Below are 14,704 nucleotides of genomic sequence, written 5' to 3'. Positions count from 1 at the left end.
AACAAGAAAATGTTGATAAGTGTGGAAACTTCTCAAAAAAGGATGTGGATAAATTGTGGAAACAAAAATTTTTGATCAATCACAGTTAAACGAAGCAGCAGCTATTTTAGCTGAGGGGGGATTAGTGGCGTTCCCGACGGAAACCGTCTATGGACTAGGGGCTAGCGCGCTTTTGCCCAATGCTGTTGCGCAAGTATATCAAGTCAAAGGACGACCTAGTGACAACCCTTTGATCGTTCATATTGCCGAGCCAGAGCAGTTGGAACCGTTTGTGGATAACAAGCATCCCTTCGCTGATAAATTGATGGAAACTTTCTGGCCTGGGCCCTTAACCTTGATCTTTTCGATCAAAAAAGACAGTTTACCTAGTATCGTTACTGGCGGCTTATCCACAGCGGCTTTTCGGATGCCCAACAACACCAAGACGTTAGCGTTGATCAAACAAGCCCAACAGCCATTGGTTGGTCCTAGCGCGAATACATCTGGTAAACCAAGCCCAACATCAGCTGCGCATGTTCAGCATGATCTGGCAGGCAAAATCGCTGGCATCTTGGATGATGGCGTGACACAGATCGGTGTCGAATCAACGGTCTTAGATTTGAGTGACCCAACGGCGCCGCCGATCATCTTACGCCCTGGTGCGATCTCTAAAGAACAGCTTGAAGCAGTTTTACAAACAAAAGTCCTCGTCGATCAGCATTTAGTAACAGAAAGTGAAGCACCCAAAGCGCCGGGCATGAAATACAAGCACTATGCACCGAATACCAACGTCATGATGGTCAATGACCAAGATTGGTCGGCAGCCATGGCTTGGGCAAAAGAACAGCAGCTTAAGGTAGGTGTTTTAACTGGACCGACGATCGCCGAGCAGGTCCGCTTCGAAGCTGCAGCCATCTATTTATTTTTTGATGACAGTGTGGAAGCTGCGACAAAAGGGCTGTTTGCGGGGTTACGGGCGTTAGATGAATCGATTGCTGAGCTAGATGTCTTATTCGCACCCACGTTTCCAGAAAGCGGTTTAGGGGCTGCTTATATGAATCGGTTGAAAAAAGCTGCAAATCAAAGTTTCTTTCAAGAAAATTAGCAAAAAACCAGAATTCATTATAGGTAGCTTATGAAGAAATGTGATACAATGCTACCATTAAGGTAAAGGGGTGTTGTAAGCATGGATTATCAAACGTTTGATCCCGAATTGTGGCAAGCGATCGAAAAAGAAACGAATCGTCAACAAAACAATTTGGAATTGATTGCGTCTGAAAATATCGTTTCAGAAGGTGTAATGGCTGCGCAAGGTAGTATTTTGACAAATAAATATGCTGAAGGTTATCCAGGTCGTCGTTACTATGGCGGTTGTGAATTTGTTGATGTGGTAGAAAACTTAGCAATTGAACGGGCGAAAAGTATTTTCGGTGCGGCATATGCCAATGTTCAACCGCATTCTGGTTCTCAAGCCAACACAGCAGCTTATTTAGCGTTGATCGAAACAGGCGATACAGTATTAGGGATGGATCTTTCCGCAGGCGGTCATTTGACCCATGGCTCACCAGTGAATTTCAGCGGCAAGACCTATAATTTTGTTAGTTATGGTGTTGATCCTGCAACAGAAGTCATTGACTACAATGTCGTTCGTATTTTGGCGCGCAAGCATCAACCGAAACTGATCGTTGCCGGTGCCAGTGCTTACTCACGTACGATCGATTTTGCGAAGTTCCGTGAAATCGCTGATGAAGTTGGCGCAAAATTGATGGTGGATATGGCGCATATCGCTGGTTTAGTAGCGGCTGGTCTTCATCCAAACCCAGTTCCTTATGCGGATATCACGACTTCTACGACCCATAAAACATTACGCGGCCCTCGAGGCGGCTTGATTTTAACAAATGATGAAGATTTAGCGAAAAAAATCAATAGTGCCGTTTTCCCTGGTATTCAAGGCGGCCCATTAGAGCACGTGATTGCAGCGAAAGCTGTTGCATTTAAAGAAGCACAAGATGCGTCGTTCAAAGAGTACTCTGAACAAGTCATTCGCAATGCGCAAGCAATGGCGAAAGTCTTCAACCAAGCACCACAAGCCCGCTTAGTCTCTGGTGCAACAGACAATCACCTATTATTGATCGATGTGCGTGGCTTTGATTTGAACGGAAAAGAAGCAGAAGCATTGCTGGATCAAGTCAATATCACCGTCAATAAAAACTCGATTCCTTTCGAATCATTAAGTCCTTTCAAAACGAGTGGGATTCGCGTGGGGACACCAGCGATCACTAGTCGTGGCTTTAAAGAAGAAGATTGTGTCGAAGTGGCGAAATTGATCGTCAAAGTTTTAGAAAAACCAAATGATGAAGCCGTCTTGGCAGAAGTAGCGGCGCAAGTCAAAGAATTGACGGACAACTATCCACTTTACAAAAACAAATAAAATGGGACTGTGACAGAAGTTAAGGTCAGACAAGATGTCTCACGCGTTTTTCCTGCGCTCCAGCTCTTTGATCACCAAAAGTGAAAAAGGGGCTAGAATGAACGCAGAGGCGTGTTACATGCCGTCTTGTCTCCTTCCTTCTAACACAATCCTTTTTTTGAGGAAAAGCAGTATTGCCTGTGGCAGATGGTTGTAACAAGAGCCGATTTGCTTTAAAATAAGAGAAAAACCAAAGGAGATTTTTTTAAATGGGTAAATTTCAAGTAATCGATCACCCGCTGATCCAACACAAATTAACAATGATCCGCGACAAGAACTGTGGAACAAAGGTTTTCCGTGAAGTTGTTAATGAAATCGCAATGTTGATGGCGTATGAAGTGTCTCGCGACATGCCGCTTGAAGATCTAGTGATTGAAACACCAATTGAAGAATCAACACAAAAAACACTATCTGGTAAAAAGGTAGCGATCATTCCGATCCTGCGCGCAGGTCTAGGCATGGTTGATGGTATCCTTGAATTGATCCCAGCCGCAAAAGTTGGTCATATCGGGATGTACCGTGATGAAGAAACGCTAGAACCACACGAATACTTCGTAAAATTACCTGAAGATATCGATGAACGTCAATTATTTATCGTTGACCCAATGTTAGCTACGGGCGGTTCAGCGATCATGGCGATCGACGCACTGAAAAAACGCGGCGCTTCAAACATGAAATTCGTCTGCTTAGTTGCTGCACCAGAAGGCGTGAAAGCATTGCAAGATGCCCATCCAGATGTTGATATCTACACTGCAAATCTTGATGAACGCCTAAATGAACACGGCTATATCGTTCCTGGTTTGGGCGATGCCGGTGACCGTCTATTCGGTACAAAATAAATCAATACAAATAAGACAAAGGCAACTGAAGTTTTGCCTCGTCAATGATGCCATGGAAGAAGATCGACAGCCAAAACGGTTCGATCGGTTATCCATGGCTTTTTTTTGCGCTTTTCAAAAAATCAGACAATGAAAAAAGGAGAAAATCAACTGATTTTCTCCTTGCATTAAACGGGTTATAGTTTGGTTAATTGTTTGTAATTGATGATCAATACACCATTACTTTGCGAAACTAATTTCTGGTTTTCTGGGGTTTCGTTCAGCTCGACCACCGCAGAGTTTTTCAACTGCTTTGTGATGGTACCAGTTTGTTTCTTCCCATGGAACGTGAACATGACAGGAGTAGCGACCTCAAACGTTGAACCTTCTTGTGACGGGACAATTGTTGTTTCGAATTTACCAAATGTTGCCATGTAAAAACCTCCTTGATACCTCTATTATATCACAATTTTCGGAAAATTTCAGTAAGTAGATTTTTTTCAGCAGACCTCTTTACAAAACAACCGTTTTTGCATATAATTTTCTTTGTGCCATACAACGCCAGCTTAGCTCAGTTGGTAGAGCAACGCACTCGTAACGCGTAGGTCACAGGTTCGAATCCTGCAGCTGGCATAAGAAATGAAAAACCATGAATCTTCTTTTAGAGGATTCATGGTTTTTCTTTTGCAGGCGATAAGTAATCTCAATTTTTCCTGATTTACCCAATAACTTTTCTTATTCGCCCATTAGCATTACATGGCATGACCTATTTCGCACACGATTTTGATCGAAGTCAACAAAATAGATATAGCCTACGGAGCCGATCTCTAGCTTGCCATTACTTAAAATAAAGCTTTCGCTTGCACCGAAAAAACTCGAGCGAATATGCGCATCGCCGTTTAAAATCGTTGCTGGATCTGTTGGGTAGTTTGGATCGTCCAGACTCATCAAAAATTCTAAATGCTTTGGTCCAGGATAACGGTAATCGGTATTTTCTGATAACTCACGAGGGATAATTTTATCGAGAATTCGGTTTAAATCAACTTGAAGAAATTCATCTCCGTTAAAGTCTGTATCATGCATGTATTCTTCAAAGATAACAGAACAAGTCGTATGGGGAGACTGTACGAGACAGATTCCATTTGAAATTCCGCTTTTTTCAACCATTGCTTTCACTTCTTCTGTGATGTTGTGGTAAGACACTCGATTCCCGTTAGAAGTTAACGTCAGTTGCTCTTTTAAAAATTTCACAGTGTTAATCCTCCTTTTTATGCTTCACCGCTTGTTTGATCATTTCTGTAAGGGTTTGAACTGGATCATCTGCTTGCACAATACCGCTTGTCCCTCCGGTACCATCAGCACCTGACGACAAAGCTTTTTCAACATCGGCAGCACTAGATATACCAGCAGCCTGCAAAATCAGGATTTCTGGATCAATTTCCCGAACAACACGATTTGTTTCCGTCATGTATTGAAGATCACTGGTTTGTCCTGTCCCAATTAGTTCGGTTGGCTCGCAAACCATCACATCGGGTTTTAGGGAAGCCGCGGCTCTCGCTTCACTCAATGAATTCGCACAGACAATTGTTAAGAGACCCAATTCATTTGAGCGCTGAATCGCTTTAGTCAGTTCTTGCAATGTCATGGGGTGTTCAGCATGGTTTAAAAAGGTAGCTTCAGCTCCGGCTTCTGCCACTGCTTCGGGTAAAACATAGCCCATTCCACGACCAATTTCGATTCCGTCTAAATGTTGGACAGTGACGAATAAATGTGTTGTTGCCTGTTTAATTAAAGAAACGTCTGCATGCTGAACAGTAAATAGAATGTCGATGTCATACAAAGATGACAACTCATCAGCAGCTTTTGCCAATGCCAATGCTTGTTTTCCATAAAGATAGGCTTTGGGATTGATGACAAAGAATGGCGTTCTTAAAGTTCTTTTTTTCATTAGCTTTCTCCTTCACGATAAGATTTGGTATGAAAGACTGTAAAATAGTGCTCGAGTGTCTTGGACATTCCATTGCTTGCTGAATGAAGTAAATCGAAATAGTCATTTGGTTGATTTTTGTGAATTTCATTCATAGCAGCAGTGACAAAGTCAGTAAAAATATTTATTTTCCGGATACCTTCTAAGGCACATTTTTCAAGGTTTTCATCGCCAGAAGAGGATCCGCCATGCAGAACAAGAGGAACATTGACAGCATGGTGTATTTCCTTTAAAACGTCAAAATTTATTTTGGGTATCCCTTGATAATGTCCGTGAGAGGTGCCAATAGAAACTGCCAACGAATCAACCCCGGTTAATTTGGCAAATGCAACAGCCTCAGAAGGTTCTGTGTAAATAGATTGACTATTTACGGCTGATTCCAGACTATTTTCCGACCCAACGTGCCCGATTTCGGCTTCAACAACGACACCATTTTTATGAGCGTAATCGGCGATCTCCTTTGACCGACGGACATTTTCTTCAAATGGCTCCTCAGAAGCATCGATCATTACGGAAGTAAAACCTAAATGAATGGCTCTTTTGATGACCTCTTCATCGGTACCATGATCTAAGTGCAAAGCGATAGGTACAGTGCTTTTCTTTGCCAAAAATTTTCCAATCATGGCAGCCTCTTCTAAAGTCAACATGTTCATATGGGACTGAGCGAAGGCCAATATCAAAGGCTTGTTTAAACGTTCAGCAGTCTCCGCGTATGTTTTTGCACTAGTTAAGTCGAAAAAATTTGCTGCGGGTAATGCATAATTGTGTTTTTCTGCATGTGCGAATAGTTCTTTTGTTGTGACCAACATAGGGCATTCTCCTTATTCTTTGATTTTCTTTTCGATTTCCGCGTACATTTCTTCTGTACCAATCCCTGTTAAGAGTGGCAGCCCCATAATTACGCGATCTTTGATTGAGTCTGGAACAACCGTTGTACTCACCACGATGTCATAGTCATCAATTTTATTCATCTCATCTGCCACTTTGGATTGATACAGTTTCACTTGATCAGTCATCCCTTTTTCTTTCAGCCATTCTTTTACCTTATTTGTTACAATTGTTGAAGTTGCAACACCTGTGCCGCACATAATCAATAGTTTTTTCATTATCATTTCCTCCTATTATTTTGATAGTTGTTTCTTGGGACGAATTTTATTTACATAAATCAATCCAAACAAAACAGAGACACCAATTATGGCTAAACCGCCCCAGCTTAATATTTTGGTTAAGCCGACATAAAGGAATGTGGTCCATAAACCTCCTTCAGCCATAGCAGTGATCATAGAGTTTCCTTGTAGATCAAAGTTTGCGGATCGAGCAGCAGTAGTGACAAGCGGTGCTGCCCACGAAGTAATATAGAGAATGCTTACCATATAAATCGTTCCAGCAATTACCGTTCGAATGATGTTTCCTCCAAAAACAGCAGCCATCAAGCAAATCAGAAAGGGAATGGTTGCTAAATCCCCAAAAGGCAAGGTCGTATTGCCAGGTAGAACTACGGCTAACAAAATAGTGATCGGAACTAGCAGCAATGAGGAAGAAAGGACAGCTGGATGACCAACCGATAATGCTGCATCCATACCGATGTAAAGCTCTCTTCCAGGAAACCGTTTTTTGACGAATTCATTTGCAGATTCAGAAATAGGTGTTAGTCCTTCCATCAGTAAAGCAACCATTTTAGGCATCAAAACCATCACAGCGCCTGTTTGGACGGCTAATTGGCCGACACCTGCTGTGTCATATCCGGCAAGTATTCCCATGATGAGACCAATCAAAAAGCCCATAACAGTAGAGTCACCAAAGACACCAAATTTTTTCTGAATGGTTTCTGGATCTGCTTTCCAATCTTTTAGTCCCGGAATACGATCAAAGAGCCAATTCATCGGTAGTGCAAAGATGAATCCGGGTGCGGCGGTACCATGAGGAAAAGTGATATTAGGAAATCCGTAGAACTTATTAATGATCGGACCTAAAATATCTCCCATTAAAAGAATCATCATCAAATAGATGACGGTGGCCGCGATCCCCATTGCAAAGTCTCCAGTGAGGGCATAAATCAGAGAAGAGATGAAGGCTGCGTGCCAAATATTCCAAATATCTACATTCAATACTTTAGTCAGCCCTAAAATGATGAGTAGAACATTTAGGACCACACCAATCGGAATCGCAAGACTTCCTAAAATCGTCCCGTAAGAAATTGCTGCTGCGGCAGGCCATCCGACATCAATCGTTGTCAAATTTAATCCTAGACGTTCAACCATATGCTGGGCGGCAGGACCCAAGCTGCTGCTTAGAAGGTCAATCACCAAATTCAATCCAACAAACCCGACACCAACAGTTAAGGCTGAAGTAAAGGCTTTGCCAGGCTTGGTTCCCAAAATTATTCCAAAAATAAAAATTAAAATAGGCAAAACAACGATTGAACCTAGATCAACGAACCACTGTAATGCATTTAACATAATTGTTCCTCCTTTTTATTGCAGTCCATTTTTTTCAATAATCGAAAGATACGCTTCTTTAGTCGTTACTGAGGATAGGGCTTCCAAAACCCCTGGTGTTTGAAACATAGAGATAAGATTTTGTAGCATACCCAATTGCTCATGTGGTTCCTTCAATGCAAGCATGAACAACAGAGATACATCGATTTTCTTTTCTTGCGAACCCATTTCAATAAATGAAAGGGGAGAGGCAAGTGACATAAAAGCGACTTGGGATCGTAAAACAAATTTGCTGTCCGTATGTGGGATCGCTACCCCAATGCCGTTAATTTTTAAACCTGTAGGAAAGGTTTCTTCTCGCTGTACGATATTTTGATAGAACTGATCATTTACACAATGAGTTTTGATGAGTTCGTCTGCTAATAGACGAAAAGCTTCCTCTTTTGTTTTAGAATCTTTTTCAAGTAACACGATTTGGTGATCAAAAAACATGATCAATTTCCTCCTCTTAACAATCTTTGATACAGTTCTTCTTGCGTTTGACTATTAACGATCCATTGAATTTCTTCGGCTGAGTTAAACAATCCGTAGATCGAAGCGATCAACTCTTTTGCCTCGATCATGTTTTCTTCAGCAATCGCAAGCAAAACAATTAGTTGGATTTTTGTGTCTCCCCAAGTAATTGGCGCATCGAGGGTGAGAAAAGCAAGTTTTGTTTCTTTCACTGTATGTGGATCAGCATGTGGAATGGCTACTCCCGTCTTTAAGCCAGTGCTTCCTAGTTCCTCTCGTTCAAATAGAGAATGCTTAAATTTTGTTGTAACAAGCTTTTTTTTCAGATAATCATCTGCTAAAAAATCCAGTACATCTTTTTTTGTTCGAAACTTTTTTTTGACAAAAAGGAAAGTAGGATCTAAATATTTTTGTAATAAAGTCGTTTTCTGGTATTTTTTTGAGTAAAAATTTTTCTCATTCTCATTAAGATTAGATATCTTTGCTGAGATTCTTCCTATTTCTTCGGTAGTAGGAAGCGGCGAAATATAAATAACTGGCGGTGCTGTAATGTCCAATGGAATAGTTGATATGATCAGATCAACAGCTTCAAGAGATGTACTGGCCAGTTTACTCAAAGGAATGATCTCCAATACGGTATCAGCAGCGATCGTCTGTTTGATACGGTTAAAAATCAACTCCGATGTAGCAAAACCTGATTGGCAAACAATTAGTATATGGTTAGTAATTTTTATCTTTTCAAAGGCTAACTGAAAATGGATCGTCAGAAAAGAAACTTCGTCTTCTGTTAATAAGATTTGAAATCGCTCCTCTAAATCTCCAATTGCATATTTGGTCAATGTATACATTGTTGAGTATTGTTTTTTGATACTTTTTATCAGTGGGTTTTTCAATAAAATCCCTGTCTTTGATCGATGGATCATGGGAACGATATGAGCCAACAATGTTTGCAGCAATAATTTATCTTGTGTCAGATCTGCGTTTAACATATGTGACATTTTTTGAATGATTTGTTTCGTACAATTTGTGATAGTAGATTCGTGAGGCTCATCCATTTGACCAAAAGGCTCGATGCCGTGTGCTAATAACAAGGAACATACATATTGAATATCTGTATCACTAAATTGAACAGGTAGTTGCTGTTGGATCATTTCAGCAAAATCAACCGCGATCATATAGAATTTCATTCGTCTCAGTTCGTCAAATACTAGATGCTCTTGTTTTTCAATGTGTTTATCTATAAGGAGTCTTGAAAGAAAAATACGCAATGAAAGCTTCAAGGAGTCGATAGAATAATTGTTGACGGGGTGGCCGATTGTCTGGGTCATATCTGAGACAAATCTCTTCGTCAAATCGAGTACCTTAGAGTCAAAGAGATTGTTGACCAAAAGATTTTCACTGGCTTTGGCGTCGGTATACTTCTCTAAAAAAGATTTGAATACGTTTTGAGCAGCAGATTCAACTGAGGTTAGCTTGAGTCCGCTAGTAGTCATTTTTGTAGATACTTGATGGAATCGACAGAAAGCAACGATTTCATCAACATCTTTCTTTATTGACTGGTTACTAATATAAAAATATTCAGAGAATTCCTGATAGTGCATTGGCTTTACTGAAAACAGATAGTTAGCGAAAATAAAGATTTTACGATAATTAGGTGAAAATAGTTCGAGTTTAGTCTCTTTTTTTGCTAACAATCGATAACCATTCTGTTTTGCTGATTCAGAACCAGATAAAAAGATTCCTTTTCTTGGTACTTTTTTGAGAGCTAGTCCCGAATCTTTTAGTTTCTTTTCTAAAGTCGTTAAATTGTTATAAACCGTTTTTTGGGATACATTTAACTGCTTTTGAAAAAAAGAGGCAGGGCGAAACTCCGTTTGTTCTAATAGTAGTTGCAACAGTAGTTGTTCTCGATTATTTAAAATCATTGGTTCACCTCCGGAAGCGCTTCCTTAATTGTATTCTAGTGAAATTAGATGGTGGCGTAAATAACATTTCATTACCACATTAATGTGGTAAATTAGGCTCGTCGTGCATCAATTTATATTTTGAGCAGCTTAAGAGAAGTAGTCACGGGTTGCTATTTCTTTGAAATGAAAATAGGGTGGCAATTTTTGACTGAGTTAAAGTTGCTTTGTTCGGTTACTTCGGTTACATTGAGCAAAGAATAATCAAAATAAAGAAGAATAGTTGAAATGAAGTGATTTATTACTAATAAGATATAGACGTATTCAGCGAGTTTTAATAGAAAAATATGCTTCTGAACTTCCTGTCTAATAGATATACTGTAATTATACTCTGATTGATCAGATATGAATCAGAAGTTAGGTCCGCTCTCGTTGTAATTCTTATCAATTTGAATTATTTTTAACCCTCTTTTCCCGAAAATCATTAAAGTTTCTAAATTTTTTGTGAATGCTCATGGACAATCCTTTCTTTTCTCCTCAATTATCACTATAATGGATAAAGATTCTACAGAAGAGAGTGTGGACATGGAAAATTCACGAATAAAAACGAACGATAATCGAATTGACTACGGTGTGATTCTACCCGTATTTTTATTATGTCTGATTGGTGTGGCGTCCTTGTATGTGGCGTTGACGCATGATCCAAATAACCCGAATATGTGGCGAACCTTAGGGTTTCAAGCTTTATGGTATGTGTTAGGTATTATTGCGGTGATTATTATCATGCAGATCAAATCAAAATGGCTCTGGAAATTGACGCCCTATATTTATGGAGCTGGATTAGCCGTCATGTTGGCGCTGTTGAAATTTTATGACCGGACAATGGCTACCTCGACAGGGTCAAAAAACTGGTTCCGTTTTGGTCCCTTTACCCTCCAGCCTTCAGAGTTGATGAAGATCGCCTATATTATGATGTTGGCGTTAGTCGTCACGCAGCACAATGTCAAGCATCGGGAACGGGATCTGAAAACAGATGGGTTGCTGATAGCGAAAATGTTGGCCGTCACGATTCCAGTACTGATCCTGATTACCTTGCAAAACGACTTTGGTACGATGTTGGTCTTTCTGGCGATTTTCGGTGGGGTCTTCTTGATGTCGGGGATCTCTTGGCGAATCGTTGTGCCAGTGATTGCGGCATTCGTGATTCTCGGTGGCGGAACGATTTTCTTAGTGACCACCGATGTTGGTCGTGAGTTGCTGTACAATACAGGGATCTTTAAAGAGTACCAGTTTGCCCGTATCGATTCGTGGCTAGATCCTTTTCATGATACCCAAGGGCAATCCTTCCAATTGGCGTACGCTCTGATGGCGATCGCCTCTGGCGGGATGTTCGGGAAAGGATTTAATGTCAGCGATGTGTATGTACCAGTTCGAGAATCCGATATGATTTTTTCGGTGATCGGTGAGAATTTTGGGTTTATTGGCAGCGCGTTTGTCATTTTATTGTATTTTATTTTGATCTACCGAATGATCCGGGTATGTTTCGATACCAACAATGAATTTTATGCCTACTTGGCAACTGGGATCATTATGATGATTCTCTTCCATGTGTTTGAAAACATTGGCGCAAACATCGGTCTCTTACCGTTGACGGGGATTCCACTGCCGTTTATTAGCCAAGGAGGATCTGCCCTATTAAGCAATATGATTGGGATCGGTTTGATTTTATCGATGCGCTATCAAGCTGAGACCGCACCAAAAACACTTTAAGGAGTTCACATGATTACATTTTATTGGTACCCAAAATGCAGTACATGCCGAAATGCGAAGCGTTGGTTAGAAGAGCACGAGATTCCCTTTGAAGCGATCGATATGGTGGCCACACCGCCTCAACCGGAACAATTGTTGGCTTGGATCCAATCAAGCGAAGCACCGTTAACCCGTTTCTTTAACACAAGCGGCATGAAATACCGTGAATTGCAATTAAAAGAAAAAGTGCCGACCATGACTGCCCAAGACGCAGCCGATGTGCTGGCAACCGATGGTATGTTGATCAAGCGCCCACTACTCGTTAGCGGCGACCGCTTTTTGATTAATGGATTTAAAGAAAATGAATATGAAGGAGTCTTACAAGAATCATGGAAAAGAAATGCTTAAGAAAAAAAGATAATTTGTGGGTTTTGTTTAACGGGAAAGAATATTGTGTCGGTTTAACAAAAGAAGCGCAAGAAGAACTTGGTGCGGTCACGTTTGCTTCGATTCAAAAAGCAGGAACTGCTTTAAAACAAGGAGAGACCCTTGTTGAGCTGGAAGCGGAAAAAGCAGTCAGTGAATTTCCAAGTCCATTGACGGGCGTGATTTCTTCCGTAAATGAAAAAATCGATCAATCCATTGATACCTTAAATGATGAAGACGAAATGAACGCTTGGCTTGTCAGCTTCAAAGAGGTTGACCCAAGTCAATTTGAAGCTTTGTAAGTCAGATCTGTAAAAACGACTATTTTTTCAAAAAGAATTGACAGTCGGATAAGACGTTGCTATAATTTGCTCAATAAATGAATGCTTTGAAAAGAAGAGTACATGTTCTTAACGTACACAGAGAGCCCTGTTTGGTGCAAATGGGCAACGGAGAGAGGATGGAAGATGGTCTTTGAGCATGATAGGTGAGTGGAAACAAGCCTATCACGGGAGGCACCCGTTACAGTGCAGCAGTATGCGAAGCAATTCAAGTACTGAGCGAGGCTGTTGATGTGAATCGACAGTAAATCAAGGTGGTAACGCGGAAGTTGTGCTTTCGTCCTTTGTAACAGTATAATGTACAGAGGATGAAAGCTTTTTTTGTGTTTAACCAACCAAAGAGGAAAGATGGGAATAACATGGCATTAATCGAATTGTCGCATGTAAAAAAGTCATTCGGCAAAAAGCAAACGGCTGTCCACGCCGTCAATGATGTTTCACTGCAAGTGGAAAAAGGCGATATCTATGGAATCGTTGGCTACTCTGGTGCTGGGAAAAGTACATTAGTTCGTTTGTTGAACGGCTTAGAATTGCCGACAGCAGGAGATGTAGTCATTAACGGTCAAAATATTTTGGCATTGAAAAACAAAGAATTGAGAAACTTCCGTAAAAAAATCGGCATGATTTTTCAGCACTTTAATCTATTATGGTCTCGAACGGTGGCGGAGAACATCGAATTGCCATTGGAGTTGGCAGGCGTTGAAAAAGCAAAACGACGGCAACGGGCGCAAGAGCTGATCAAGTTAGTTGGGTTGGAAGGACGGGAAACTGCCTATCCGGCACAATTGTCTGGCGGACAAAAGCAAAGAGTCGGGATTGCTCGTGCATTAGCGAATGAACCAGAAATTTTGCTGTGTGATGAAGCAACGAGTGCGTTAGATCCACAAACAACAGAAGAAGTGTTGGATCTCTTGCTTTCCATCAATAAAAAATTGCATTTGACGATCGTGCTGATTACCCATGAAATGAACGTCATTCGCAAAATCTGCAACAAGGTCGCGGTGATGGAGCATGGGCAGATCGTGGAAGAAGGATCAGTACAATCGGTTTTCCGTAACCCACAGCAAGAAGTGACCAAACGTTTTGTTCAGCAAGATTTGGAACCAGAAGAAGATGTCGAAGAACTACGGCAAGCCTTCTTACGAGAAAATCCGCAAGGACATTTAGTGACCTTGACATTCACGCAAGACAACGCCAATGAACCAGTCATTTCACAAGCAATTCGCCGCTTCCAGATCGATGTCAATGTCGTTTATGGAAAGATCCAACAAACCAATGAAGGATCCTTTGGCGGCTTGACGGTCTTATTGACAGGTGAAGCAAATGAGATCGAAAAAGCGATCACCTTTTTCAAAGAGCAGCAAGTAGGCGTGGAGGTGATTGAACGTGGATAAGTCATTTGTAGAAACCTATTTTAATTTTGAAAAGGTCGACTGGGCCAATATGCAGCAAGCAACCCTAGACACCTTGTTTATGACTTTTTTCTCAATGGTTTTAGTGGTTGTGATCGGTTTGCTTCTAGGATTGGCGCTTTATTCACTAGGGCGTAAACAAACGGCGGGAGCCAACATTTTCTATAATGTGGTTTCCATCATCAGTAACGCCTTTCGCTCAACGCCATTCATGATTTTGATGGTCTTGATCATTCCCTTTACAACATTATTAGTCGGTTCGTTCCTAGGGGCAAAAGCAGCGATCCCAGCATTAGTTTTATCGGCTGCGCCGTTTTATGCTCGGATGGTGGAAATTGCTTTTCGTGAAGTCAATCCTGGTGTGATTGAAGCCGCCGAAGCGATGGGCGCCAGTTACTGGGAGATCATTTATAAGATCGTGATTCCAGAAAGTGTTCCGGCATTGATCTCAGGACTGACGGTCACAACGATCTCAATGATTGGTTATACCGCCATGGCAGGTGCGATTGGTGCCGGTGGGCTAGGCGCTTTGGCTTGGCAAGAAGGATTTCAACGTGGAAATTACACTGTTACGCTTGTTGCAACAGTGATTATTTTAATTATCGTTTTCATTATCCAAGGGGTCGGCGATTTCCTTGCGAAGGCCACCGATAAACGGTAAATGAAA

General features: G+C 41.1%; 16 protein-coding genes, 1 tRNA gene and 1 other annotated feature. Of the genes, 9 read left to right on the top strand and 8 right to left on the bottom strand.

Going from position 1 to position 14,704, the window contains the following annotated elements; all coding sequences use genetic code 11:
- Positions 1-55 precede the first annotated feature (55 nt).
- The 3 genes from IGJ26_RS14400 (at position 56) to upp (ending at position 3,288) form a co-directional block, all read left to right on the top strand.
- Positions 56-1,084 (top strand): L-threonylcarbamoyladenylate synthase, encoded by a 1,029-nt coding sequence (locus IGJ26_RS14400; RefSeq protein ID WP_430599702.1) that lies wholly within the window; start codon positions 56-58, stop codon positions 1,082-1,084.
- An 81-nt stretch (positions 1,085-1,165) separates the two neighbouring features.
- A complete protein-coding gene (glyA, locus tag IGJ26_RS14395; RefSeq protein ID WP_008379359.1) occupies positions 1,166-2,410 on the top strand; it encodes a serine hydroxymethyltransferase in 1,245 nt (414 codons plus the stop codon).
- Between the two features lie 248 nt (positions 2,411-2,658).
- Positions 2,659-3,288 carry a uracil phosphoribosyltransferase gene (gene upp / locus IGJ26_RS14390; RefSeq protein WP_005227894.1) on the top strand — a complete coding sequence of 210 codons (630 nt, stop codon included), beginning with the start codon at positions 2,659-2,661 and terminating at the stop codon, positions 3,286-3,288.
- A gap of 176 nt (positions 3,289-3,464) precedes the next feature.
- Here the strand turns inward: upp and IGJ26_RS14385 are convergent, their stop codons facing one another.
- Positions 3,465-3,701 (bottom strand): hypothetical protein, encoded by a 237-nt coding sequence (locus tag IGJ26_RS14385; protein ID WP_005227896.1) that lies wholly within the window; start codon positions 3,699-3,701, stop codon positions 3,465-3,467.
- Positions 3,702-3,827: 126 nt separating this feature from the next.
- Here IGJ26_RS14385 and IGJ26_RS14380 point away from each other — a divergent pair.
- Positions 3,828-3,900, top strand: a tRNA-Thr gene (locus tag IGJ26_RS14380).
- A 102-nt stretch (positions 3,901-4,002) separates the two neighbouring features.
- Here IGJ26_RS14380 and IGJ26_RS14375 read toward each other — a convergent pair.
- From IGJ26_RS14375 to IGJ26_RS14345, 7 genes are read right to left on the bottom strand one after another with little or no spacing between them, the layout of a single operon-like run.
- Positions 4,003-4,518, bottom strand: a complete 516-nt coding sequence (locus IGJ26_RS14375) for a YjbQ family protein (protein ID WP_016612944.1) — start codon at positions 4,516-4,518, stop codon at positions 4,003-4,005.
- A gap of 4 nt (positions 4,519-4,522) precedes the next feature.
- On the bottom strand, positions 4,523-5,215 hold the full coding sequence (locus tag IGJ26_RS14370; RefSeq protein WP_008379366.1) for a triose-phosphate isomerase: 693 nt from the start codon (positions 5,213-5,215) through the stop codon (positions 4,523-4,525).
- Positions 5,215-6,063: a class II fructose-bisphosphate aldolase gene (locus tag IGJ26_RS14365; protein ID WP_313151093.1), complete on the bottom strand. Its 849-nt coding sequence runs from the start codon at positions 6,061-6,063 to the stop codon at positions 5,215-5,217. Before IGJ26_RS14365 ends, IGJ26_RS14370 begins: the two co-directional genes overlap by 1 nt.
- 12 nt (positions 6,064-6,075) lie before the next feature.
- Positions 6,076-6,360, bottom strand: a complete 285-nt coding sequence (locus tag IGJ26_RS14360; RefSeq protein WP_008379369.1) for a PTS sugar transporter subunit IIB — start codon at positions 6,358-6,360, stop codon at positions 6,076-6,078.
- Between the two features lie 15 nt (positions 6,361-6,375).
- Positions 6,376-7,713 (bottom strand): PTS galactitol transporter subunit IIC, encoded by a 1,338-nt coding sequence (locus IGJ26_RS14355; protein ID WP_005233598.1) that lies wholly within the window; start codon positions 7,711-7,713, stop codon positions 6,376-6,378.
- Between the two features lie 15 nt (positions 7,714-7,728).
- Complete coding sequence (locus IGJ26_RS14350) at positions 7,729-8,184, bottom strand: PTS sugar transporter subunit IIA (RefSeq protein WP_005233600.1); 456 nt, start codon at positions 8,182-8,184, stop codon at positions 7,729-7,731.
- A 2-nt stretch (positions 8,185-8,186) separates the two neighbouring features.
- The gene (locus IGJ26_RS14345) at positions 8,187-10,130 is read right to left on the bottom strand and encodes a BglG family transcription antiterminator (protein WP_430599701.1); all 1,944 of its coding nucleotides are present in this window, start codon (positions 10,128-10,130) and stop codon (positions 8,187-8,189) included.
- A 564-nt stretch (positions 10,131-10,694) separates the two neighbouring features.
- Here IGJ26_RS14345 and IGJ26_RS14340 point away from each other — a divergent pair.
- From IGJ26_RS14340 to IGJ26_RS14320, 5 genes are all read left to right on the top strand, one after another.
- Positions 10,695-11,879 (top strand): FtsW/RodA/SpoVE family cell cycle protein, encoded by a 1,185-nt coding sequence (locus IGJ26_RS14340; RefSeq protein ID WP_008379376.1) that lies wholly within the window; start codon positions 10,695-10,697, stop codon positions 11,877-11,879.
- 9 nt (positions 11,880-11,888) lie between these two features.
- Positions 11,889-12,266 (top strand): arsenate reductase family protein, encoded by a 378-nt coding sequence (locus IGJ26_RS14335; RefSeq protein WP_008379379.1) that lies wholly within the window; start codon positions 11,889-11,891, stop codon positions 12,264-12,266.
- The gene (locus tag IGJ26_RS14330; RefSeq protein ID WP_010749086.1) at positions 12,248-12,586 is read left to right on the top strand and encodes a glycine cleavage system protein H; all 339 of its coding nucleotides are present in this window, start codon (positions 12,248-12,250) and stop codon (positions 12,584-12,586) included. The genes IGJ26_RS14335 and IGJ26_RS14330 overlap by 19 nt, the downstream gene beginning before the upstream one ends.
- Positions 12,587-12,663: 77 nt before the next feature.
- Positions 12,664-12,913, top strand: a binding site (T-box leader).
- A 71-nt stretch (positions 12,914-12,984) separates the two neighbouring features.
- A complete protein-coding gene (locus tag IGJ26_RS14325; RefSeq protein WP_077452289.1) occupies positions 12,985-14,019 on the top strand; it encodes a methionine ABC transporter ATP-binding protein in 1,035 nt (344 codons plus the stop codon).
- Positions 14,012-14,698, top strand: a complete 687-nt coding sequence (locus tag IGJ26_RS14320; protein WP_060791558.1) for a methionine ABC transporter permease — start codon at positions 14,012-14,014, stop codon at positions 14,696-14,698. The genes IGJ26_RS14325 and IGJ26_RS14320 overlap by 8 nt, the downstream gene beginning before the upstream one ends.
- Positions 14,699-14,704: the final 6 nt, after the last annotated feature.

The organism is Enterococcus sp. AZ095a, from assembly GCF_050546735.1.
Lineage (GTDB): Bacteria > Bacillota > Bacilli > Lactobacillales > Enterococcaceae > Enterococcus_D > Enterococcus_D entomosocium.
This window is presented reverse-complemented; position numbering and strand designations above follow the sequence as displayed.

Excerpts from the sequence above, each read along its gene's own strand:
- IGJ26_RS14345 (WP_430599701.1), bottom strand. The coding sequence starts at position 10,130 with ATGATTTTAAATAATCGAGAACAACTACTGTTGCAACTACTATTAGAA.
- IGJ26_RS14330 (WP_010749086.1), top strand. The coding sequence starts at position 12,248 with ATGGAAAAGAAATGCTTAAGAAAAAAAGATAATTTGTGGGTTTTGTTT.
- IGJ26_RS14325 (WP_077452289.1), top strand. The coding sequence starts at position 12,985 with ATGGCATTAATCGAATTGTCGCATGTAAAAAAGTCATTCGGCAAAAAG.
- glyA (WP_008379359.1), top strand. The coding sequence starts at position 1,166 with ATGGATTATCAAACGTTTGATCCCGAATTGTGGCAAGCGATCGAAAAA.
- IGJ26_RS14365 (WP_313151093.1), bottom strand. The coding sequence starts at position 6,063 with ATGTTGGTCACAACAAAAGAACTATTCGCACATGCAGAAAAACACAAT.
- IGJ26_RS14360 (WP_008379369.1), bottom strand. The coding sequence starts at position 6,360 with ATGAAAAAACTATTGATTATGTGCGGCACAGGTGTTGCAACTTCAACA.
- IGJ26_RS14385 (WP_005227896.1), bottom strand. The coding sequence starts at position 3,701 with ATGGCAACATTTGGTAAATTCGAAACAACAATTGTCCCGTCACAAGAA.
- IGJ26_RS14340 (WP_008379376.1), top strand. The coding sequence starts at position 10,695 with ATGGAAAATTCACGAATAAAAACGAACGATAATCGAATTGACTACGGT.
- IGJ26_RS14355 (WP_005233598.1), bottom strand. The coding sequence starts at position 7,713 with ATGTTAAATGCATTACAGTGGTTCGTTGATCTAGGTTCAATCGTTGTT.
- upp (WP_005227894.1), top strand. The coding sequence starts at position 2,659 with ATGGGTAAATTTCAAGTAATCGATCACCCGCTGATCCAACACAAATTA.
- IGJ26_RS14335 (WP_008379379.1), top strand. The coding sequence starts at position 11,889 with ATGATTACATTTTATTGGTACCCAAAATGCAGTACATGCCGAAATGCG.
- IGJ26_RS14370 (WP_008379366.1), bottom strand. The coding sequence starts at position 5,215 with ATGAAAAAAAGAACTTTAAGAACGCCATTCTTTGTCATCAATCCCAAA.
- IGJ26_RS14350 (WP_005233600.1), bottom strand. The coding sequence starts at position 8,184 with ATGTTTTTTGATCACCAAATCGTGTTACTTGAAAAAGATTCTAAAACA.